The organism is Pelagicoccus enzymogenes (assembly GCF_014803405.1).
In the GTDB taxonomy this organism is placed as follows: Bacteria; Verrucomicrobiota; Verrucomicrobiia; order Opitutales; family Opitutaceae; genus Pelagicoccus; species Pelagicoccus enzymogenes.
This window is the reverse complement of sequence record NZ_JACYFG010000055.1, coordinates 59,405-84,213: the sequence shown is the minus strand read 5'-3', so window position 1 is coordinate 84,213 and position 24,809 is coordinate 59,405. Positions and strand designations below refer to the sequence as shown.

The following is a 24,809-nucleotide window of genomic DNA, read 5'->3' as shown; positions in this document are numbered from 1 at the left end:
ATATGTTAACAATTTTGTGAATACATGGAATAAGTTCTCGCAATGTGTAAAACGCATTTCTTTATTTCGAGGCTTACTTCCCTGTTTCCCACTTGTTTCTCTCTTCCACAGCCAAGCGTCTGAAAGACGTGTTCGCCCAGAGTCGCGAACGCTCGCGCTTTGTCGTCGAACAGCTGGAACCAAAGGTATTGCTCTCGGCTGCTCCGATCGACGTGCCTCAGTTCGCGGGAGCGGACCTGAACCAGTTCAACCAGCCAGAGCAGGTTCCCGTGGCCAGCTCTCAGGCAGCTGAAGAAATCATCCTATCCGCGACCCAAATCGCGGACCTGCAGTCCGAGAACAACCTCGCATTTCATTCCGAAGGCGAGGTTTTTGATTGGTCGGATGGAGCGGAAGAGGAGCGCATCGTCGAGGAAGGCGGCACCCTGGAGGGTAGCGGCGACCTTGGCGGCGATCTCAAGAATTTGGGTACAGTGGCGCCGGGCAACAGTCCGGGCGTGCTGGAAGTTGATGACTTTTCTAACGAGGGCACGCTCGAGATCGAGCTGGCTGGCACTGCTGATTCGGAATTTGACCGCGTCCTGATTTCCGGGGCGGCTGACTTGGGCGGCGTGCTGAAAGTGTCCTTGCTCGACGGCTTCGAACCGCAAAGCGGAGATCGCTTCACTATAATAGAGTGGGGCGCCGGTCAACGCAGCGGCGACTTCGCGGAATTCGAAGGGCTAGACCTTGGCGGCGGCTTGACGCTGATGCCGATCGTGACCGAAACGGGCTACGATTTGGTGGCCATGGATGCCGCTCAACCGGTCGGACTGCTCGACGGTTTGATGACTTTCACGACGGGAATCGAGGTCCTAGACAACCAGATCAAGGGCTTGCTCGACGGGGCGATCAACGAGTTGACCGAGCTCTCCAAGACCACTTTTGACCTCGCTTGGAACTACGGACCGCTGGACATTTCCGGCACTTTCGAGATCGGAAAATCCGGTTCCGACATCTTCTTCCTAGCTGCCAATGCTTCACTAATTGTAGACGCATCGGGCGCGGCGGACGGCTTCGACGGCGACGAAACGGCCTTCCGTTTGGTCGATATGGACCTCGCCATTATCTTCGATTCCAGCGCTAAATCCTTCGCTTTCGTCGGTTCAGGATCGGCCCAATTGCTCGGATCCAGCCTCGAAATGGGCGGCGATTTCACTCTCCAATGGAACGCTCTCGGGCGCGATTTGACCAACGCCAACTACGCCACCAGTACCCTCAGCCAGACCCTCACGGCGGCGAATGGGGTGGCAACTTTGAGCGGTCAGGACGCTGTTGTGAGCTTCGCTTCGAGCGCCTTGAAGGCAGATTTTTCCTTGGCCATGGCGGCTGACGGCAGCTCCGGATTCGCCCTTTCAGTGGCCAACGGTGCCCTCGAATTTCCTACGACTCCGCGAGCGGACGTGAAGGTTGTGAACGTATCCGGCACGGTTGATGTCGATGCGGACGGAGCGATGGACGTCGCTCTCACAGCCACTTTTAGCGCCACGTTCTCGGGTCTGAATATCTCTGCGACACAGGTACAAGTCAGCTATTCCGGCGCTCCTGGAGCCGCCACCGCGGTCGCGATCAAGGTTCAAGCCCCGGTCGCCCTCAGCATAGCGAACCTGTCCGCAACTGCCTCTTTCAACCTCGAAGCCCGCGGTCCACCGGCCGGAAGCAGCCTCCCCGAGTACTTCTTTTCCTTCACAGACCTTACTTTAACCACGCCTGACGTAAAAATCGCAGACGCCAGCGGAGCTTTGCTCGCGACCGTCGACGGCGTGGCCCTCGCAATTTACGGCACGGCCCAAGCCGATGCCCCCGGTTTCACCGCCGGAGCCCGCCTCCAGTACCGCGCCAACACGACCGGCCTGGAAATCAACCGCAGCATCGACTTCCTCAGCGGAAGCGTGGACCTCGTTTTCAACGCGAGCGAAACTGCGACAGACTTTTACGAGATCGCCATCATCGATGCCTTCGTGCAATTCGGCGATCACCTGCAAATCCGCGGCAGCCTCGTTTGGCAGCAAAGCGTTCTCGAAATCGGCGGCACCGAATATTCCGTCCGCACCCTGAACGCCACCAACCTCGACGTCTTTGTCGGCGCCAGCGAATTGACTCCCGGCGTTTGGGCAATGGACGTCGGCGCTTCCGGCCTCGTTCTGGAAAACGCGAATCTGCAGATCATCGAGTTTTCCGATTTCGCGAATGGCAGCCAATACGTCATCCAAGCCAAGGGAACATTCCAAGCCACTGAGCTCGGCGACCTGACCTTGGGCGGCACCGGCACGCTCAAGTTCAACCAAACCGGCTTGGCCTTCGACATCACCTTGCCAACTCCGGGCCAGAACAACGAAGGCGTTCGCATGCTCTTCTCCAGTTCCGCGGCCATCCAAATCGCGGTTGCCGATTTCGCCCTGCAAGTGGTCGGGCAAGATTTGACCGGCGCGGCGCTGATCACGGTCGACGACAATCGCCTCGAGGTCACCATGAGTTCGGTCAACGCGACCTTGCTGCTCGGCACCTCCTTGATCGGCGTGCGTGACGCGTCCGGAAAAATCGTCCTCGGCGACGACCAGGCCTACGGCACTTTGAACGGCGACCTGATTTTCGACGGCTTCGACTTCTTCAGCCTGAGCGGCGGTTTCGCCATCGAGTTCAACACCGGCGATGCTTCTATAATAGAAGGTGGCAACGAATTGCCCGCTGGCCCGTATTTCGGAATCCGCGGCAACAACGTTCGCCTCACCGTGGAAGGCGAAACTTTGCTCGGCGACTTCCTCTTCGAAAACGGCGCCTACAACGCGAGCACCGGCGAGACTCATCGCGGCGCGGCAGCGGCAGGTGAAACCGATGTCTTCCTGCTCTCCGCTTGGAACGTCTCTCTTAATACAGATGGCCTGAACATCGGCGACATGAGCTTGGCCGGCAGCGCCGTGATTTCCAACGCTTGGCTCGCGGCCGATCTGCTCGGCAGCTTCGAAGTCGAGTTCTCTTCCGTCAATGTCTCCATCGGCGGGGAAGTGGGCATGCAGATCAACACCCACACCGCCGAGGTCACGCTCGCCGCCGCCAGCGGAAAGGGAAGCGTCACGCTTCCGGCCGGACCGAGCTTCTCGATTTTCGCCAAGGATTTCCATGCCGACTTGCAGGCGGCTTACTTGACCGGCGGCTTCGCTCTCTCGGTGGTCGAATTCGATGGCGACGCCAGCTGGCAGTTCGACCTGGAGGACATCGACCTCCGCTTCGGTGGCAACCTGCGCGATCCGCTGCTCAACCTTCACCTCAGCGCGGGACAGTTCCTCGTCACGCCGGACGGCTTGCTCGGCAACTTGCCGAATCTGGAAATTGGCGGAGGCGACCTGAATCTCGGCGGCACGCCCGACTTCTCTTTTAATACAACAGGTGTCGATTGGAATGGCATCGCCGCGGGCGTCTTCGAATTGGGCGGCGATCTCAGCTTCGACTTCGGCGACTTCAGCTTGCTCGGCGACATGAGTTTCTCGCTGATGGATTCCATCAACGCGGCCGCGTTCGACGTGCCCTCCACCGGCTTCACCGCTTTCGAAGGTCTGCGCTTCGAGCTCGATGGTGTGTCGATGGATATCTTCGGCCTCGCCAGCATCTCCAACTTCAGCGGCACCAACTTCATCTTGCCGGAAGGTTTCGTAGGCGTGAACAGCGGCGACGTTACGCTCGACCTGCCCAACCTCGATTTCTCCGCGACCGCGTCCATCTCCCTCAACACCATCGGCGAAGCCTTCGACCTCGGCGTCATGGTGGACGGCAGTGCGGTGCAAGTGAACGTGCCGGCTGGTCCTTACTTTGCCCTGAGCATGGACGACCTCGACTTCGAGCTCTTCGGAAGCTTCGTAAACGCGGCCAACATGACGCTGGTGCTCGACGCCGGCGTGAGTGGGGGAGCGGATGCTAGCTTGCTCTTCGAAGTGTCTGACCTCGACATCTTGCAAAGCATCGGCGGAGCGACCTTGAAGTTGATCGACCTCGACGGATTCTTGCTCGCGGACAGCGGCGGACTCACGGCACGCATCGCTGGTGGCATGAGCTTTGAGGGCATGGCCGACATTTCGCTGAGCGTTTCCAGCGCGGTGGTTTCCTTGAATACCAAGTCGGTTTTGGTCAGCCATGAATTCCAAGGCACGACTTACGAGTTCGTGGGCGGTTCCTATTTCGATATCGATGCGGCCGGCGCGAGCGCGGTTGTATTAAGTAACAGCTTGAGCGCGGACTTCCGTTTCAGCCTCAATCCCGCGACCGGTCTCAACAAGGCCGAGATCGTAGCGGCGGTGAACAACGGCAGCATTTCTTTGGGCGGCGACTTGGTCAGCCTCAAGAACGGAAGCGGCGCTTTCCTCTTCACCAACGACGGTGTCGCGGCCACCTTCGGCGGCGACCTCTCCTTCAAGTCGGACGATCTCGATGCGAGCGGAACCTTCGCCCTCGCTATCAACACCAAGCCAACGGCTGTTTCCCGTTCTATTACAGTAGGTGGTTCTTCCGTTGAGCTCAACCTGACTGCGGGGGACTACCTGCGTATTGCGGGCACGGATGTGAGCGTGATCGTGGCCGGACAAAGCTTGACCGGAAACTTCGCTTTCCAAACCGAAGGCTCCGATGTGCGGATTACTGCGAGCGCTGTATCAACCAGTCTTGGTCCGGTGGATACGCCATACGTGAGCGTGGAAAATGCGTCCGGCGATTTCATCCTTTCCGCTGCAGGAGCCGTGGGTGGTTTGTCGCTCTCCGGTCGCGGCCTCAGCCTGGAGGTTCCCGGCATGAGTTTCTCCACCGGCGAAGTGCGCGTCGAACTCAGCACCTTGGCTACTGCTTTTGACGGAGATCTCGATTTCGGCGATGGACCGGTAACGGTTTCGTATCCAGCTGGACCTTACGTTCGCATTGCGGTGCTGGGAGTTGATGTACAACTCGCAGGATTGACCATTAGCGCAGGCGGCGCGGCGGCTTCGCTGAGCGGTGACTTCTTCTTCGAGCAATCTGGCAGCGTGACCCGCGTGGCCATGGCCAACGTGAATGCCACCATCGATTTCAACGGCAGCGGCGGATCTATCTCCGACGGCCGTGGCGCCATGGTCATCTACGCGACTGGCGTGGCGGGACAAGTACGCGGCGTGCTCGATGTAGACCTGCCAGGCGTCAGCGCTGGCGGTTCCGTTTTCCTCTATATAAATAATACAGGCGGAGCGGTCGACGAAACGATCCAGATTGGTGAGGAAACCATCGAGATCGTCTTCACCGCGGAGGAAGGCTCGCTCTTCTCGGTTGCCTTGGGTGGAGCCAGCCTCAACATCGCCGACGTCATTCGCGTGGAAGGCTCGCTCAAGTTCACCACGGTAGGGGACAAGCTGATCTTTGGCGGCACCGAGTTGACCCTCTTCATCGGAGACGGTGTTCCCGTCTTGGCCGATGGCAGCGTGAATACGCAGGCGCGCGGTCTGTTGATCAACGACGCGGAAGTCGGTTTGGTGAAAGTCAACGGCGCGGATGGCGCTCTCTACGCTTTGGTCGCCACCGGTACGCTGCAAGTGCTGGGCATCGACAATGTCGAATTCACTGGCACCGTTTCGGTTCGCCTCAACATGTTCGAGGAAGCAGTGGCGGAAACCATTTCCATTCCCGGAACCCAGCGCGCGGTGGAGGTCAACTTCAGCAGCAGCGAAGTGGCTAGCTCGGTGGGTGGCGTTTTCACGGAAATCCTAGCCGAAGGAATTTCGTTGGAAGTGGCCGGTCAGAGCTTGGCAGGCGATATCTCGATTCGTCGCTACCGTTTCGATGCGAATGGCACTCCGGCTGACGACAGCGATGACGAGTCGATCCTGCAGCTCGAACTCTCCAACGCCAGTGCCTCCTTTGGCGACGGCAATGACGCAGTGGTCAGCGTGGAAGACGCGGCGGGCAGTATTCTGATTTTCGAGACAGGCGTGGCCGCATCGCTGCGTGGTTCGATCCGGGTGGACGTTCCCTCGGTAGCCTTCTCCGGCGATTTCGATTTCCAGATCAACACCACAACCCGCAACGTGGAGCCGATCTTCCAAGCGGGCGGCATCGACCTCTCCGACAATCCGATCCGGGCTGGCCCGTTCGTGAGAATTGCCGGTTCCGACGTTTCGCTCACAGTCGCAGAGCAAAGCCTGTCCGGCAACTTCGAGTTTGTATCCACAAACGACGGCTCCGTGCGGTTGACCATGAGCGACGTGGCATTGACCATCCAAACCGGCAGCACGGATTTGATTCAAATCGCGGATGGTTCAGCGGACTTCATTCTTGATGATAGCGGCATACTGGGAGCTATCGAAGTCGGCTCGATCAATTTCAATGTTCCCGGTATCAACCTGAGCACTACGACAGTGAGGGTTGAAGTCAGCACCCGTGCGGCGGAGTACACCGGCGCATTTACGCTCGGCAGCGGAACTGAGACACTGACGCTGCCAGCTGGGCCTTACTTCCGTGTTATGGTCACGGGCGCGACGCTGGGTATTATAGATGCAGCGAATCCGACCCAGGAGCTGATCAGTCTCAGCGGGAACTTCTTCTTTGAAACGCGTGATGGCCTGGTTCGCTTGGCAGTCACCAACGCATCGGCTACCATCGAACTCAACGGCGAATCGGCCGGCGTGGTGAATGGGGAAGGCTTCTTGCTTATCACCAACACTGGCTTGGCCGGTACCATGAAGGCGGACCTCGCGGCCAGCCTCGGTGGATTGCAAGCGGGTGGCACCGTCGTGGTTCGGCTGAACAACACGGGTGCCGCCGTCGACGAAACCTTGCTTCTCGCAGGCCGCGAACTCGCTATCCGCTTCACCGCTGCAGAGGGCAACTTCCTGCAAGTCTCCTTGGCCAACGCCAGTATTACCATCGCGGATGTGCTGACCATCGAAGGATCCTTCACTTTCGCCGACAGTGGGGATGGCAAGCAGATCGCTGCCGGTTCCGGATTGCGTATCTTCTTTGGCGAAGGTCCGATCACGCTCGCAGACGGCACGCTCAATCCATTCGCCTACGGCCTCTTGATGGACGAAGCCCAAGTCGGTCTCGTCAAAGCCGACGAAGGCGGCACCACCAAGTATGCGATCGATGCCCGTGGCACGGTCAAGCTCGTTGGCTTGGATGGAATTGTGATCTCCGGTACGATTCGTGTTCGTATCAACACTTTCGGTACAGCGATCGAAACCGAAATCGCTCTACCCGGAACGGACAGTACCGTTCCCGTGGTCTTCGCATCGACGGAAGTTGCCGACGCCTCCGGCGCCTTTATTTCGATTACCGGATTGGGTCTCACCGTGGAGGCTGCCGGGCAACATATCAGCACGGACCTCGCTATCGAGCAGGTGTTGACCGATGTGAACGGCACCGCTGATGACACCAGCGATGATCGCAAGGATCTCTTGCTCACCCTGCGCAACGCCAGCCTCTCCTTAGGCGATTCCTCCAACGACTACATCACGCTCACGGAAGGCTTCGGCCAGATTCTCGTTTCGAGCGACGGTATCGCGGGTGCCTTGGGTGGCACCATCCGGACCGATATTCCAGGGGTCAGCTTCAGCGGAAGCTTTAACATTATTCTGAATACAACGCAGGTCGCGGTTGAGCGCGAGTTCGTGACTGCGGTCGATAGCTCTGGAAATGCGACCGAAACGATTTCGGAAATCGTGGCAGGTCCCTACGTTCGCTTGATCGGTACCGGCGTGAGCGTCGAGATCCTCGGCCAGTCGATGAGCGGTGATATCTATTTCGAGCAGCAAAGCTTGGCCAATGGCGGTAGCGTTTTCGTTCTCGGATTCAATAATCTCAGCCTCGGCTTCGGCGACGGTACCACTGACTACCTCACTGTGACGGAAGGGCAGGGGCTCTTGATCGTTACCAGCTTGGGCGTTGCCGGCGAGCTTTCCGCTCAGGTCGCTTTGGCACCGAGTTTGGACTTCACTCTATCGGTCGAGAAGCTGACCCTGGCGGTCAACACTTACACTACTGCGGTCGACGAAACTTTGGCGCTCGGCGGCGAGACGCTGCGTTTGAAGCTCCCAGCCGGTCCTTATCTGCGGGCGACGGCGGAAGGCGCTTTGATCGCTATCGCAGGACAACGCATTTCGGCCAACGTCGCTTTCGAGCAACTCACTGACGAAGGTGTGACCAAAACCTTGTTGCTGCTCAGCGATGCGGAACTTTCCATCGGTCCAGCGGCGGCACCTTACGTTCGCATGACGGAAGGCGAGGGTGTATTCTTGTTGCGCGAATTCACCGATAGCTCCAGCGCGACCAAGCAAGGCATCGCTGGCCGTCTCTCTGGTACGGTTGCTCTCAACGTTCCAGGAGTTTCCTTCAGCGGAAGCTTCGCCTTCGAAGTGAACCAAACCGGTGAGGCGATCAACGAAACCTTTACCCTTGGCGGCGTCTCCTTGGTGCTGAACCTTGAGGCAGGACCTTATCTCCGCGTGGCGGGCGAAAACGTATCCCTCGATATCGCGGGTCAAACCTTGGTCGGTAACTTTGCCTTTACCCAAACTGCCAAGGTCAGCCGTATTGAAATTTCTGATGCGGAACTGAACCTCGCCAACGGCGTGGTAGTCGCTGGTATCAGCAGCGGCATTATCGAGCTCTATGAAGATGGAGTGGTCGCCCAAGTCGAAGCATCCGTTAGCCTTGGCGTTCCCGATGTCTCGCTGTCGGTCGATTCCATGAAGCTGGTGATGAACACACGCATCTCCAGTGGGGCGAACTACATGCGTCTCTCTGGTACGAATGTGGTGCTGGATGTATCCGGCCTCGAACTACGCGGTGATTTCATCTTCGAGCAAAATACACCCCAGGTCGGACCGAAGGTAGTAAAGGTCGGCATCACGAATCTATCGCTGCAGATCGGCGATGGGTCCACGAACTTCGTCGACGTACAAAATGCGACCGCCCAACTGCTGATCTTGCCGACCGGTGTGGCGGCCCGCATCTCCGTCAGCGGCAATCCCATCAATATTCCCGGCCTAACCTTCTCAGTGGGCGAAGTGGTCATCGAGATCAACACGCTCGCGGTTGCGGTGACCGAGGAGATGACAGCCCTGCCAGTTTTGGCTGGCTTCAGCTTGCCCGCGGGTCCTTACCTTCGCGTGACTGCTACCGATGCCACGGTCGGATTTGCCGGTATCGAAATGGAAGACGGCAGCGGGGTTTCCCTCTCGGGCGACTTCTTCCTCGAGCAATTCAACCGCACCGCTCCGGACGGAACCACTTCTACTGTGACGCGTTTGGCTGCAGCCAACGTAAGCGCCCAAATCAAGTTTGGCGGCGACGGCGCGGAATTCGTGGAAGGCGAGGGGGTATTCGTTTTGGCGAACGGCGGCATCGCGGGTTATTTGAGCGGCCAAGTCAACGGCAAGCTCGGCCCTGTTGATGCAGGCGGCAAGTTGGCTATCCGCATCAACAACACGGGCGGAGCGGTCGAAGAAACCGTGACCCTTGGTGGCACCGAATTGACGGTCAGCTTCAGCGCCAGCGAGGGCAATACTTTCGACGTATCCATTTCGGACCTCACCGTTACTATCGGCGACTTCGTTTCGATCTCCGGCAACTTGGCCTTCGGCAAGAAGACCTTAACCGTGAACGACGGCAGCTCCGACCTCGAAGTCGAGGTCGACGCATTTGCGGGCGAGGGCTTGGAAATCTTCCTCGGCAACGGTCCGATCCGTTTGGGCGACGAGTCCATCAACCCATTGGCGACAGGCGTCTTGCTGACCAACGCATCGGTAGGCGTGATCAAGTTTGGCGGCACCACTCCGAGCTATGCGCTTTACGCGACTGGTACGGTTGAGCTGATCGGCGTGGATGGCGTGACCATCGCCGGTACCGCCACCGTTCGTGTCAACGATAGTGGATACGCGGTGAACGAAACGCTAACGGTTTCCGGTAGCGCGGGCACTGGCGTGGAAGTCGTGTTCACCGACACTGCCGTAGTGAAGACTTTCATCGCGACCGGAGCAGAACTTTCGTTGCTCGGCCAAAGCTTGAGCGGTAACTTCTCCTTCAACCAGGTCGTGGTGGGCAACGGCGTTGATGGTTTGGCAGGTACGGCGGACGATGTTACTTCCATTGCGATTGTCGCTACCGAAGTCAGCCTCACTCTTGGAACGGCCGATGCGGGTGTATCCATTTCGGAAGGTACGGGCGCGATCCTCTTCACCACCGAAGGTCTCGCGGCCAAGATTACCGGCACGGTCGCTCTCACAATTCCCAACGTCAGCTTCGAAGGGGACTTCACCCTCTCTATTAATACAGGCGCCAACGCGGTGGCTCGCAGCTTCGACTTGGCAGGTACGACGGTTGACCTGACTTTGCCTGCGGGACGCTTCTTCCGTCTGGAAGGCGTAGGCGTAAAGCTCACCGTTCTCGGTCAGACGCTGGAAGGCAACTTCGCCATCGAGTCCACGACCAAGGCGGACGGCAGCAGCTTGCTGACGATCCGCGCCACCCATGTTGCCTTCGCCCTGACGGCGGGAGGCGACGAGATTGTTGCTCTGAGCGACGGAAGTGGTGCCTTTGTGGTAACCGATGCAGGGATCGCCGGCGAGCTGGCGGGTACCATTGCGGTCAATCTTGGACCGGACGTCACGGTCGATGCGAACCTCAGCCTTCGTATCAATACGACCAATACGGCGATCAGCCAGACTTTCGATCTCGCGGGTCAACGCTACGTTTTCGAAATCGCTGCAGGGCCATACTTCCGTTTCGAAGCGAGTGAGGTTGCTATCGATATCTACGGTCAACGCCTCACCGGCGACATCCTTCTCGAGAAGGCGACTTCGCTCGGGGCGGACGGCGTTCCAGGCGGCACGGGCGCCAATGCCGACACCTCGATCGTTCGCATCGCCTTTAGCAACGTTGGGCTGAACCTTGCGGATGGCCTGCTCACGCTCTCTGACGGTAGCGGCGCCTTCATCATGACTTCGGCCGGATTGGCCGGCCGCTTCTCGGGTCGCGTATCGCTCGATGTTCCCGGAGTGACTTTGGAAGGTGCGCTGGCCGTTGAGATCAACGCGACCGGTGTTGCCGTAAACGAGACCTTCCGCATCGGCGGCAAGACTCTCGAGCTGCAGCTGGACTCTGGCAATTACCTGCGAGTGGCAGGCACCGATATCACGCTGGCAATTGGTGGCGCGCTGCGCTTGAGCGGCGATGTGGTGATGACTTCCACCACTGCTTCCGATGGCAGCAAGGAACTCGCGGTCGATATCACCGATCTTTCTTTCGGAATCGGCGGCACTGCGAGCGCTCCGCTCCTCGGTGTCACGGTCGCCTCCGCTCAACTCCGTTTCCTCAGCACCGGCATCGTGGCCAAGGTCGACGAGATCACTCCGATCCTGAATGTTCCCGGTCTCACCCTGACTGGAAAGCTCGATCTGGAGATCAACACCACCGCCAGCACGGTGCTCGGTATCGAGGGTAATACTCTTCGCGTTTTCGGAACCGGCATGAAGGTGTCTGTACTGGGTCAATCCATACAGGGCGACTTTAGCTTCGAGCAAGTGACCAATGAACTCGGTCAGTCGATCATCAAGGTTGCCGTAACGAATTTGGAAGCCTTCTTCGGAGCGGACAACGCCGGTCTGCAATTGAGCGAGGGCAGCGGATTCTTCCTGCTCACTCCAAATGGATTGGTGGCCTCCATCGGCATTAAGGTGGAAGTTCTACCTGCTGACCAGTTCCGCATCGAAGGCAAACTGCAGCTGCAGATCAATACCACTGGCTTCGCGGTCGAAGAAAGCTTCCGTGTCGGTTCGGGCGAGCAAACCCTCAGCATGCAGGCCGGTCCGTACTTCCGTTTGAGCGGTACCGACATTGTCATTGAAATCGCAGGACAGCGCCTCGCCGGTAACTTCCTCTTCGAGCAACAGCTTCTCAGCAAGGGAGCAGACGGCATCGCCAATACCGCGGACGACGTGAAGGCGGTCCGCATCGCGGCGACCGACGTTTCGCTCAGCTTCGGCGACGCCCAGCAAGACTTCCTCTCGCTCACCAACGGCAAGGGCTTCTTCCTCTTGATCAGCTCCACGGATCCGAGCCAGAGCGGAATCGCCGGCACCTTGAGCGCCGACGTTGCCCTCAACCTTCCGGGCGTGGAACTCTCCGGCACCCTGAAGCTTGAGCTCAACCAGACTGGCCGGGCTGTTGACGAGACCTTTACTCTCAAGGGACTGCCGCAGGTCGTTAAGCTGGAGGCAGGCAACTACGTTCGCATCGCGGGCGAGGATGTCGCGCTCGAGATCGTTGGCCAGCGCTTGGAAGGCAACTTTGCTTTCGAGCAAGCGACCGTGAACGGGGAAGTGGTGACCAAGGTGAGCTTCTCCGATGTTGAATTTGGACTCGGCGACGGCACTACCGATTTCGTCAAGCTGACCGGCGGGGAAGGCGAGTTCGTTATGGATCGCAACGGAGTGGTGGGTTCCTTCTCCGGCACTATTCTCTTGCAAGTTCCGGGCGTAACTTTTGGCGCGTCGGTAACCGTTAGCGTGGATACGGTGAACGGCACCTTCCAAGTGGTTGCTCAAAACGTGGTGCTCAACGTATTGGATCAGGTACTACGTGCAGACTCCATTAGCATCGAACAAGCGACGCTTCCTTCTGGCGCCTCCATCGTGAAGCTGACTGCGACTAATTTCTCCTTCGCCCTTTCCGATGGCAGCACCGATCTGCTCACTTTGAGCGCCGCTTCCGCTGCCCTCGTGATCAACGACCAAGGACTCGGCTTGAGGGTAGAGGGTGCCAGCATCGCTTCCAATCTTCCAGCTGGTTTAGAACTGTCGGTCGCCAATGCCAACATGACGCTCAACACCACCGGAACCGAAATGGAGCTCGGCGGAGGCCAAGGTCCCATCCGGGCTGGCCCGTATGTCCGCATCGAAGTTGAAGGTGCCACGCTCGCAGTTTCCGGCGTCGGTATCGTAGGCAGCTTCGTATTTGACCAGGAAACCGACCAGCTTGGACAAAAGATTACCCGCGTCGCGATCGATGGGGCCGCTCTCCAGGTAAATGGTGAGGACATCGCGGCGGCGGAAGGAGCCATTGTCATTTTCTCGGATGGCGTTGCCGGTGTCTTGAACGGCAAGGTGGAAGCCGGTAACGGCGGCGGAGGATTCGAGGCGGAAGCGACTATTGGAGTGCGTATCAACACGACCAGTCGCGACGTAAACCAATCGATCACCGTAGGGCAGCGCACCTTCGTCATCGATCTGAAGCCCATCGCGGGTGGCTTCGAAGTATTTGGTTCCGCCCTCATCAACATCGGCGATTTCATCACCGTCGAAATCACGGAAGGCAGCATCAACGGCGGAGCGGGTTGGGTCTTCGTGGGAATTGGTCCTGCCTATCTCGACGAATTGGCCGACGATGGTTCCAAGATCATCAATCCTGCCGCCCAAGGCGTTCTGCTCTCAAATGCACGATTTGCTCGCTCAGCGGATGGAACTCTGTTCTTCGCGGAAGGCACCGTGCAAACGCTCGGTCTGCCAGGCCTCGAATTGAGCGGCACCGCTCAAGTTCTCTTTGCCTCGACCAGCGGAACCGGTCGCACGCTCACCATCCCAGACGGACCGGATGCGGGATCCGATCCCGATGTTGTTAGCGTACCAAACAACGCCGGTACCTTCATCAAGATTGATGGCCTCGATCTGAACATCGCCGGCCAGAAGCTCAGCGGTGACTTCAATCTTGAATACACGGCTGACCACATCGCCTTCGGCGTAGAGAATCTGTACGTCGGTATGGGCAATGGCACGACTGATTTCGTCAGCCTGAGCAGCCCGGCTTCCAGCTTCCTCTACACCAGCGAAGGTTTCGCTGGATACATCGACGCGACCATCAATTTCAACCTCCCCACTGACGCGGTTGATTTCGGCAACGGCATCAACGGTCAGCTGGTTTTGAATACGACCAAGCGGGCTCAGACGCTCACCGTAGGCGGTGTCGAAAAGACTATCGAAGCCGGACCGTACGTGAAGGTCACCCTCGACAGCGACGGAGTCGACGTGCTCGGCAATACGCTTTCAGGCACCTTCAGCTTCGAACAAGCCTCTGGTGCTTTGAGCCCGGCGGCCATCCGCATCAACGAGCAGATCGACGCGGATACGACCATGAGCGAAGCTGACAAGGCAGCGGCCCGCATCAAGGCTCCGCAGATCATCAAGATCGGGGCCACCGACGTGAACCTCTTCCTCGGTGACAGCGCTTCGAGCACGGGTATCAAGGTCAGCGATGGCAACGCCTTGCTCGTCATCAACGGCGACGGCATCGCCGGTACGGTGGGCGGCACGGTTGAATTGCTCGTCCCGGGCGCGGACGTCCAGCTCTCCGGCGACTTGCTGGTTCGCTTCAACACCACCGGTTTGGAGGTGAAAGAAACCTTCGAAATCGGCGACCAGACTTTGGAGCTCAACCTCGACGCTGGTTCGCCGGTCCGCGATGTCGATGGCAACCCGCTCTATTGGGACAAGGATGGTCTCTCGACCACCGAGGCAGGCTACTATGTCGACACCGATATGAAGGTCGACAGCGACAGCGACGGAAACAAGACCAACGACAAGGACGTGCTCGTTCCCAACAAGCCGCAGCGCAACACTTACTTCGAGCTGGCAGCCACGAACGCTGTATTGGCAATCGCAGGACAACGCCTCGCGGGTGACTTCGTGTTCACTTCCGATGGCACCACCGTTCTCGTAGCGCTTGCCAATATCGAACTTGGATTGGGCGATGGCCAGACTGACTTCGTTACCATTAGCCAAGGCGAGGGTGCCTTCAAGATTACGCCAAATGGATTGGCCGGTTCGGTCGGCGGCGTAGTCGGAGTCAATATTCCCGGCGTAAGCTTCACCGGCGAAATCAAGTTCCTCGTCAACACCAGCACCGTTGCGGTCGGCGAAGAGATCACGCTGCCAAACGGCGAAAAGGTCGCCCTCGAAGTCCCAGCCGGCCAGGTGGGCAATCCATTCATCCGCTTGAGCGGTCGCAACATCGCCCTCAACGTGGCGGGCCAGAAGCTCACCGGAAACTTCAGCTTCGAGAAGGGGGCCCGTCCGGACGGCGAGCGCTATCTCAGCTTGATCGTCGAAAACGCCTCCCTGAACTTGGGCAGCGGTCTCGCCGAGCTGACCAACATCAACGGCGCCTTCCTCGTTACCGATGCGGGCATCGCCGGCAAGCTCACCCTTGGCGCCTCGCTCGACCTCGGTCCGGTCGCCATCTCGGCCGACAAGATCTCCTTGGTGATCAACACCGGTCTCTCGCCCATTATCTTGGACGACACAGCCAAGACTCGCATTCCTGCCGGTCCCTTCTTCCAATTCGAAGCTCTCGGCGGATCCTTCCAGATCGGCGACATCGTCATCACCGCCGATATCTTCATCCAGAAGCGCACTACTGCGGAAGGGCAGAGCCGACTCACCTTGGCGGTCAATAAGCTCAACGCGAACATCGGCGGTATCCAAATTTCCAATGGCCAAGGCGTCTTGCTCATCTTGCCGGATCGCGTGGTGAACGGAACGCCTGTTGCCAACACCGGCGGCATCGTTGGCCAAGTGGAGGTCACGGTCGACCTTGGCGGCGTGATCGACGGAGTCGACTTGAGCGGAACCTTCGGTCTGCGCATCAACCAAACCCAGAGCCGTATCCAGGAGTCGGTTACGATTGGCGACGAGAAGATCGTGGTCGACATGCCAGCTGGTCCTTACCTGCAGGTTTACGCGAACGACGCTTCGCTCACCATTGCCGGCCAAAACCTCTCGGGCAACTTCGCCTTTGAGCAGGTCAAGACCGCGGGCACCGACGGCATCCTCGGCAATGCCGACGACCAATCGAAGCTCACCTTGGCAGCTTCTGATGTATACCTCGCGTTGGGCGATGGCACGACTAACTACGTGACCCTAACAGAAGGGGAGGGACGCTTCGTCATCGAAAGCTACACAGCCAATGGCATCACCAAGAAGGGCTTGGCGGGCCGTCTCTCCGGAACAGTTACCCTCAACATCCCAGGCATCACCTTCAGCGGCAACCTCTCCCTCGAGATCAACAACACCGGTCTGGCCATCAACCAAGAGTTCGAGGTCGGCGGCGTCACCGATACGCTCACGCTCAGCGCGGGCAACTACGTGCGCTTCGGAGCCGGCAACGCCTCTCTCTCGATTGCCGGGCAAACCCTTTCCGGAAACTTCTTCTTCGAGCGCTCCACCACGCTGCCCGTCGGCACGGCTGCTCCGAAGACCTTCATGCGTATTGCCGGAACGGATATCAGTTTCTTCCTCGGGGACGACAATGGCACGCCGACCGACTTCTCCGATGACGCCGGTCTCCGCATGACAGGAGGCACCGTTGCCTTCTTAGTGGCGCCGGAAGGCGTGGCCGGTATGGCCAGCGGAAATATCAGCCTGCGCATTCCAGACGTCGTGGAAACGACCGCGGATGTAACGGTCTCTATTAATACACGCAGCACCGCGGTGAAGGCGACCTTCCCGGTTCCAACCGGCAGCGGCGACCTCACCCTCGACCTCAAGGCCGGACCCTTCTTCCGCGTCGACATCGAGAACTTCTCCCTCGAGCTCTTCGGTCAAACCTTGTCGGGCGACTTCGCCTTCGAGCAAGTCAAGGCTCCCGGCGCGGACAAGATTTTCGGCACCACCGACGATACCAAGATCATCCGCATCGGTATCAACAATCTGGAGCTTTTCCTCGGCGACAATGGCGGCACCGCTACCGATACCAGCGACGACGTTGGACTGCGCATCACGGACGGCACCGCAATCCTCTTGCTCACGCCAGCAGGCCTGGCCGGTCAGTTCAGCGCCGGAGCGACCGTCTACTTCGAGCCAGGCAAAGGCTTGCAGGTCGCGAGCGTCGCCGTATCCATCAACAACACTACGGCCGCGGTTAAGGAAACCTTCCGCGTTGGTTCCACCGACCTGACCCTCGAGGTTCCCGCCGGACCGTACATCAAGGTCGCAGTAACAGGCCTCGACGTCACCATCGCGGGCCAGCAGCTACGCGGCGACTTCAGTTTCGAGCGCATTGTCAACCTCGGCGCTGACCAGCTCTTAGGCACAAGCGACGATACCCAGCTGACCCGCATCGTTGTCGACAACGTCGTTCTCTCCCTCAACGCAGGCGGACGCGAATTCGTGCGGGCGGAAAGCCCTGAAGGTGAAGCGAGCGTGCTTGAAATCGTAAGCAGCCCAACGCAGCGCGGCATGGTTGGGCTCATCCGCGTATCGGTAGCCGTCGATATCCCAGGCGTCACCATCGGCGGTACATTCCGTATCGGTTTCAACACTACTGGGCTCGCGTACCAGCTCGACGACGATGGCGATTCCGCCACGCCAAAGGTCACCATCAAGAATGGCGTTCGCGTGGAAGGTACCAATGTCTACCTCACCGCCGCAGGCCAAACCCTCACCGGCAACTTCGCCTTTGAAAAGCAGGGCACTACTATCGCTATTGTACTGGCCGACGTTTCGCTGAAGCTCGGCAACGGCACTGAAACCTTTGTCACCGCCACTGTATCCACTGGCGCCATACTCATCACTAACACCGGTATCGCCGCCCAGCTTCGGGCTGGCCTAAGCGTTTCGGATTCCTTGAAGGATGACTTCAACTTCTCGGGCGAAGCCTTCATCCAGATCAACACTACCAAGGCCCGCGTGGTGCGCGTCTTTAATATTACCGGTTTCGGCGACATCGCTCTCGACGTTGCGGCCGGGCCGTACGTCCGCGTGCAGGCCGGCTTCCCTGGTTCGCCCGTCTCGCTGACGGTCATGGGTCAAACGCTAAAGACGGTCTTCTTCTTCGAGCAGATCACCACCGCCAACGGTACCAAGGTCGTACGGGTCGGCTTGACCGAAACCTCCATCTTCCTCGGAGATCCGGGCGCCTTGCCAAGCGCGGACGACGACAAGGGCGTTTACCTGCGCGATGGCGAAGGCTCGCTCATCATCACTCCGCAAGGCATCGCGGGCGAGTTCAGCGGCACCACCGGTTTGACCGATGCTCTTAGCACGGATCTCAACGCCAACCTCACCGCGACTTTGGTCTTCCAGATCAACAACCTGAATCGCGCGGTTAACGAAACCTTCGTCTTCAACAACAGCGACGGCAGCACCACGACCAAGGTTCTCAAGCTCGAGAAGGGACCCTTCTTCCGTGCCCAAGCTTTGGATGCAGCGCTGTCCATCGGCGAATTCACCTTGTCCGGAAACTTCAGCTTCGAGCAAAAGCTCATCAAGATCGGCACCACCAACCAGCAGGTGATGGTCATCGGAGCGGCTCAAGTTTCCATTACCGGTGGCACGGACCAGCCCGGCATGAAGCAAAACGCGGACGGCAGCGGCACAGGTTCTGGCGCGATCGTTATCTTGCGTAGCGGCGTAGCGGGCATCGTGACTGGCAAGGCGGCTCTTACCCTGCCAGGCTTCGAAGCGGGTGGCTCGGTTGGCTTCATCTTCAATACTTCCAACTCCGATGTGGATACGGTGGTCACCGTGGGAACGGCGCAGATCACGGTCAGCGTGGGCAAGAAGACGCCTGCCCAGTTCGTGGTGCAAGACCTCGACTTCAACTTCGGCAACATCATCGAGCTGCAGGGCGACTTCCGTATCAGCGCCGGCAAGTTCAGCGGCAGCAACCTCGGTATCTTCATCGGTAGTGGTCCTTATACTTTGGAAGACGGTTCCACCAACGACGACGCCATCGGAGTACGCGTGTCCGGGGCGACCATGGATTTCGTCGATCCGACTCCAGCCACCAAGAGCGACGGTCTCTACGCCTTCAAGGCTACCGGCAAGCTGGCCCTCGTGGGTCTCGACGGTCTCGTGGTGGAAGGCGACGTTACTTTCTTGATGAACAACAGCACGCAGACCGTGACGGTCGGCAGCGGCGCCAACGCGACCGCGATTGCTCCGGGCACCTTCTCCTTCATCGCCCGCAACGCCAAGTTCTCGGTTGGTAACGTCTTCAGCATCGGCGGTACCATCTTCCTCAACCGCAAGCCGAGCGGCGACATCGACGTGATGGTCGGCGGGGCCTCCGTTTCCATAAACAACGGTTCCGGCGAGAGCATGTTCGCCATCCAAGGCAGCGCGGCCTTCAGCATCAGCCAAACCCAAGGCTTCGAGATGCAGAGTTTCAAGGTCAATGGCTTCTCCATTATGGATCAGATAGGAGTGAGCTTGCCGTCCGGTTCGGGGTCCAGCGGATCCGGCTCGTCGAGCACGGTAGGCAGCGGCTTCGACTTCTTCCCCACTGCTGACTTTGCCGGTCCGGTTAACGCCAACGTCGAGCAATGGGGCGTCATCACCATCGACGACTTGTTGGCGAATCGCTACATCGACATTCAGTTCAACGACCTCAACGGCGTAGGCCTCAAGACAAACTCCATTACGGACGCGGCCCAAGAGTTCCGCCTCCTTAAGAACGGCGTGCCCATCACCGGTTTGACGATCAACGGCGTGGGCGTCGCGGTGGCTGGCAAGACCAACACTTACCGTTACCAGATCAGCGGTACCATGCCGTCCAGCAACGATCTCGTCACCATCGAGATCCTGAAGGGTTCCTTCTCCGACAACAACGGCATCGGCAACTTCTCCGAGCTCGAGTACCTGAACATCGTTCCCAACGTGAACACGCGTCCCGGTCCGATCGCTCAGCTCAGCGGTCCGAACAATGGCGGGGCCATCGATGTGCTTTCCATCAACGCCAAGCGTTACATCGACATCACCTATGTCAGCCAAGATGGAACTGCTATCAACAAGGCCTCCATCACCGATTCGGCCCCTGAGTTCAAGTTGGTTGGTACCGGCATCGACCAGCTCCTCATCGACACCACCACAGGCGCCCCTGTCATCTCCGGTTCGCCGCTCCTGACCGCAGGGTTCGAGGACACTGCGACCAGCGTCACCTACCGCTACTTCCTCAAGGAAAAGCCGCAACCAGCAACCACCACCACTCCGACCACCGGTACTGGCACCAGCACTACAACTGCTGTGCAGACCAACAAGCTCTTCAAGGCGGGCACTGTGGAAGTGGTCTTCCTCGACAACTCTTTCAGCACCAAGGGCGCGGCTGCGACAGGTACGACGGCAGCTATCCTCGCCGCTCAGAATATTTCTGGTCTCAAGCAAAGCTTCACCATCGACCCAGCTGCCCCTGGCGCCACTAAGGCTCCGGATGCGACCGTGATCAACCTCGGTCCGTTGCAGCTGGAAGGTCCAACGGTCGGAATCGAGGACATCGGCTTCAAGGACGGATTGCTCATGCTCACCGTCGGCATCGGCGTCAACCGTGCCACCATGGCCTTTGGCGGTAGTGGTGGGAACACTACAGGTCAAAGCACCCAGCAGCAAAGCAGTGGGGTGACCGCGGAATTGCTTGGCGTGCTCGGCACCTTTGATATTGGGGTGGACGCCTTCGGTTTGCTCAGCGGAAACGTCCGCGTGGAAGTTCCGGGCAAGTTTGGCCTGCGCATCGGTGCCCTCGAGGTTGAGGTTCCAGACGTGGTCAAGGTCACTGCCTCCGGTATCGCTCTCAATTACGATCCCGATTACGCCGCCAACAATCCGGACAACCCCGTCCAGGAACTTCTGGTGGTCGACACTGCGATCGTGCAGTTCCCCAAGTTCGATATCCAAGGCAAGATCGAGCCGTTCATCCGCGAAAACGGCGATACTATCCCCGGCCTCGTCATCCGCACCAACGGCTTTACTCTCGGTACCGCGGAACTGCGCTACGGCGGTATCGCTTCCAACACGACATCCACCGCTCCAGGCGCGACGTCCACAAACCAGCCTGCCATCAAGATCGGCAACATCGTCGAGTTCGACGACCTGCGCATCGGCCTCAGCGACTTCACGGTTAACTTCGATACGGGAGTCAAGCTCACCGGCGAAATCTACATCGCTACCGGCGGCGCTCGTTTCCTCCCCGGCAAGGCCATCAATGGCACCATCCGCGACCGTAACGACGCCACTGACGTTCGCCCAGATGGTACTCAGGATGACGAAGCGATGCGGGCCACCCTCGAATTCGACGACAATGGCCGCGTGGAAGCCTTCAAGTTCTCCGTCGATACGCTCGAACTCAAGTTCAGCAGCTTCGTTACGTTCCGGGCGGTTGGCTTCGAGCTCGATACAGGCGCATCCGATACGGAAGAACTGGTCTCCTTCATTTCCATCGGCGCGACCGTCAAGATCGGCGCCCTCGAGCTCACCGGCGAGGCTCGCAACTTCGCTTTCCTCGGCGACGGCAGCTTCGACGCGAAACCTGGCTTTGGCGTTTTCATCGCGGTTGGGTCCGCTACCGGTTCCTCCTTCAAGTGGCCCGCCTTCATGCCGATCCGCATTACAGAGATCGGTATCCAGTGGCCGGATATCGAAAACGATCCGGGCGACTTCGTGCTCATCCTCTCAGCGGAGGTCACGGAGATCCAAGGTCTGGACGCGGTCGAGTTCTCCGGGGCCATTCGCGGCATCAAGATTTCTCCCAAGCTCCTGCTCGAGGGCAAGTTCCCCATCATCGACATCGAGTCCATCGGCGTATCGGTGAAGGGCGAAATGTTCGGCGGCGAAGTCGGGGGTGGCTTGATCGGCGGTATCCTGAAATTGGATTCAAACTTCGCCATCATCAGTCCGCTCGACACGGTAACGCCCGTTCACCAGCGCGTGTTCTTCGTCGGCGTAGAAGGCACCTTCTCCCTCGCAGGCATGGCTGGATTCGGCATCCGCTTCGCCCTCAGCGAGCTTGGACCGCTGGGCGTGCTCATCACTGCGGATATCCCTGTGTTGATCGAGCCAAACTCCGGTCTCACGCTGTCCGACTTCTCCGCAGGTGTGGAGTTCTTCAAGACCTTGCCGTCCATCGACGATCCGTTTGCCCTGCGCTCAAACGAGTTCGGTCCTCCAGGTTCCATCGACGCGGCTTCCTGGCTCGACTCGGTGCGTGGCCAAGTGGCGCTGCAAGCCAAGGCCATCGCTGCGAACCCAAGTCTGGGCGGATTCTTGGCGGCCTTCACTTCGCCGATGACCATCACCGGCAGCGCCAAGATCTACTCCACCTACACTTCCGAGCAGCTCTTCAACGGCCAAGTTTACGTCAAGATCAGTACGGATGGAAAGTTCCTCATCGGCGGCAAGCTCAACTTCCTCGCCGACAACCTCAGCATCGGCGGCAAGCTCTACGCGGACCTTTCCAACGTGGCCGCAGGGGACGTTACCATCCTCTTCCTCGCCGACATCCCCGAGCAGCTCGAGCTCTTGACTTTGCATGGTCGCATCAAGATGGGCTTCCGCAACGCCGCTGGCGAAGAGGTCGCCTTCGACGTCTTCGATCCGCGTTCCGCCAATGCAGCCGGTACGGCTCCGGGCGCGGCTATGTTGGTACCGGTTCCCGATGGCGGTATGATCGACATCGGCGTGGCCAACGATCCGTCCAACCTCTTCACCCTCGACGGTACGGATTACCGCTACATCGACATCAACTACGAGCCCGCTCGCAATGCCACGCTCGACTACGAGTCTATCTTGGACGATGCCGCCGAGTTCAACTTGATGCTCAACGGAGCCTTGCTCGGCACTGATGGCGCTCCCACCCCGATCGATACGGTCGTGACGGAAAACGGTGCCGAAGATGCGGCCCTTGTGGTTAAGAAGAGCGGCGATGCTCCCACTAAGGTGGTACGCGTGCTTTCCGACGGCACCGAAGAAGACGTCTTGCTAGTAGGGGAGTTGACCGACGCTCCGACCGACAACGACGAACTTTCCGCTTACCTCCTCGTGGCCGCCATCCGCAAGACCGGCACGCGCCGCTTCCGCTACGTCATCACTGAAAGTGCTTTCAAGTATGCGTCCGGTGAATACACGGTCGAATTCATCGAAGGCAGCTTCAAGCACCAGGACGGTACCCTCGAAAGCGGCGTGGCCATCGAAGGCGGCAGCAACGAAGCCTTCACTCAAAGCTTCTCCGTGGAAGGCACTACGGCTGTGCTGCTCAATCCAGGCACCGATTCCCATGTGGACGTCAACCTGCTCAATGGTCGCAACTACATGGACGTGGTCTTCAGCCAGCCCACCGGTCCGATCGGCGCCACCCTCGACGTCGACTCCATCACCGACTTCGATCCGGAATTCCGCCTCACCGGCAGCGGTCTCGGTTCCATGAGCTTGGATGGCGGACAGGCTCCGCTCGTTCTGAGCTCAACTTCCACTGGGCTGACGGTTCGCTACTTCCTCGTAGGCGAGTGGGCTGACGAAGGGGAGGTGACCTTGACTTATCTCGACAACGCTTGGGCCTACAGCTTCAGCAGCGCGGCGAACAATGTCGAAGTGGAGGTAGACACTGCGAGCCCGGCTCCCGGCGGCGCTTCGCCGGCGGTTCTGGAAATAGAATTCGATGGGCTTACCATTCCAGACGGCTTCAGCTTGAACATCGATTCCGTGCTCGATTCCGGCGTCGAGTTCGTCGACTTGGATCCCGCGACCGACGGCATCCAGATGCAAGCTTACCAAGGCGGCAACCTGATCGACGGCGTAACCGTAACGCTCGACACCACTCTCGATGTCTTCCACGAGACCGATACTTTGATCTTCCGCGTTCCAGTAAGAATCGAAGTCGACTCGGATGTGACCTTCGCTGCCGACACCTTCCAAGTGAAGGCACAGCTCGATTCCTCGAAGTTTGGATACGACGGAACCGTAACCGGCGGAACCAATGCGGGCGACACTGTTAGCGCGGTTCGCAGCTCGCCTGCTCCGGGAGAGATCCTCATCGGAAACGATCGCGGCTACCTCGACATCGGTTTCGCCGCCAGCTCGGGCAGCACGCTGGATCCGGATGATATTCTCAACGCCAGCGGACTCTTCACCCTTGGTGGCTTGGGCGCCAGCGGTGTGTCGCTGAGCGGTGATTCCGCCCTGGCTCTGGGCGACAATACTTTCCGCTTCTTCCTCACCGGCGAGTTTGCGACTGGCAAGGTTGACGTTAATTTCGGAGCCAACGGCTGGACCGATGCAGCAGGCGTTACCAACCGCGCCTTCACCTTGAACTTCATGGTCGAAGGACCGACGGCTCAGCCGACCTGGGAACGCGATGGCAACGACCTCGCCCTCGATGGCATGGGCATCGGACCGGACGAGCTTACCAACGCTGGCAACCAGTTCGAGGTCATCTTCCGAGGCAGCGATGGCAACGGCTTGGACCACAGCACCATCGACGGAGACGAATTCATCCTCACCGCAGCGGATGGAACCGTGATCGAGCTCGGTGCTCCAACGCGTATAAGCGGCACGGATACTTTTATTTACACCATCGAGTCGGTCCTCTCCGAGGGCGACTACACCCTTACTTTCGTGGCCGGCAGCATGGCGGATGCGGAAGGCATGGCTAACTTGGCTCGTTCTTATATCTTCACAGTCGAGACTCCAAGCGGGGAGTTGACCAACCCTCCGTCTGGCAGCGTGCAGAACCGCGAGGAACTGAACAGCCGCGGTTACGTGGACATCACCTTCAACGACATCATCACCGAGGTGAGCGGCGTTACCAGCAGTGCCGCTATCGACTTGGATTCCATCCTGGATGCGGCGCCGGAATTTGAGCTGGTCGACGGCGACGGCAACAATCTCATCCTCGAGGCCACTCCGGTTTACCTCGGCAACGGCGTTTTCCGTTACTTCATTTCCAAGGGAGCCGACGCCAGCTCGGTCACGGTCACGTTCTTTGCCGGCGCCTGGCAGGACACC

Annotated in this window: 1 protein-coding gene (cut by a window edge); it reads left to right on the top strand. The window is 59.0% G+C overall.

The window, feature by feature from the left end:
• The first annotated feature begins 92 nt into the window (after nucleotides 1–92).
• A protein-coding gene (locus IEN85_RS22150; RefSeq protein WP_191619298.1) for a calcium-binding protein crosses the window boundary here: on the top strand, nucleotides 93–24,809 show its beginning. The gene runs 24,855 nt beyond the window's last position; the window shows 24,717 of its 49,572 coding nt (coding positions 1–24,717); its start codon is at nucleotides 93–95; the stop codon falls past the right edge of the window.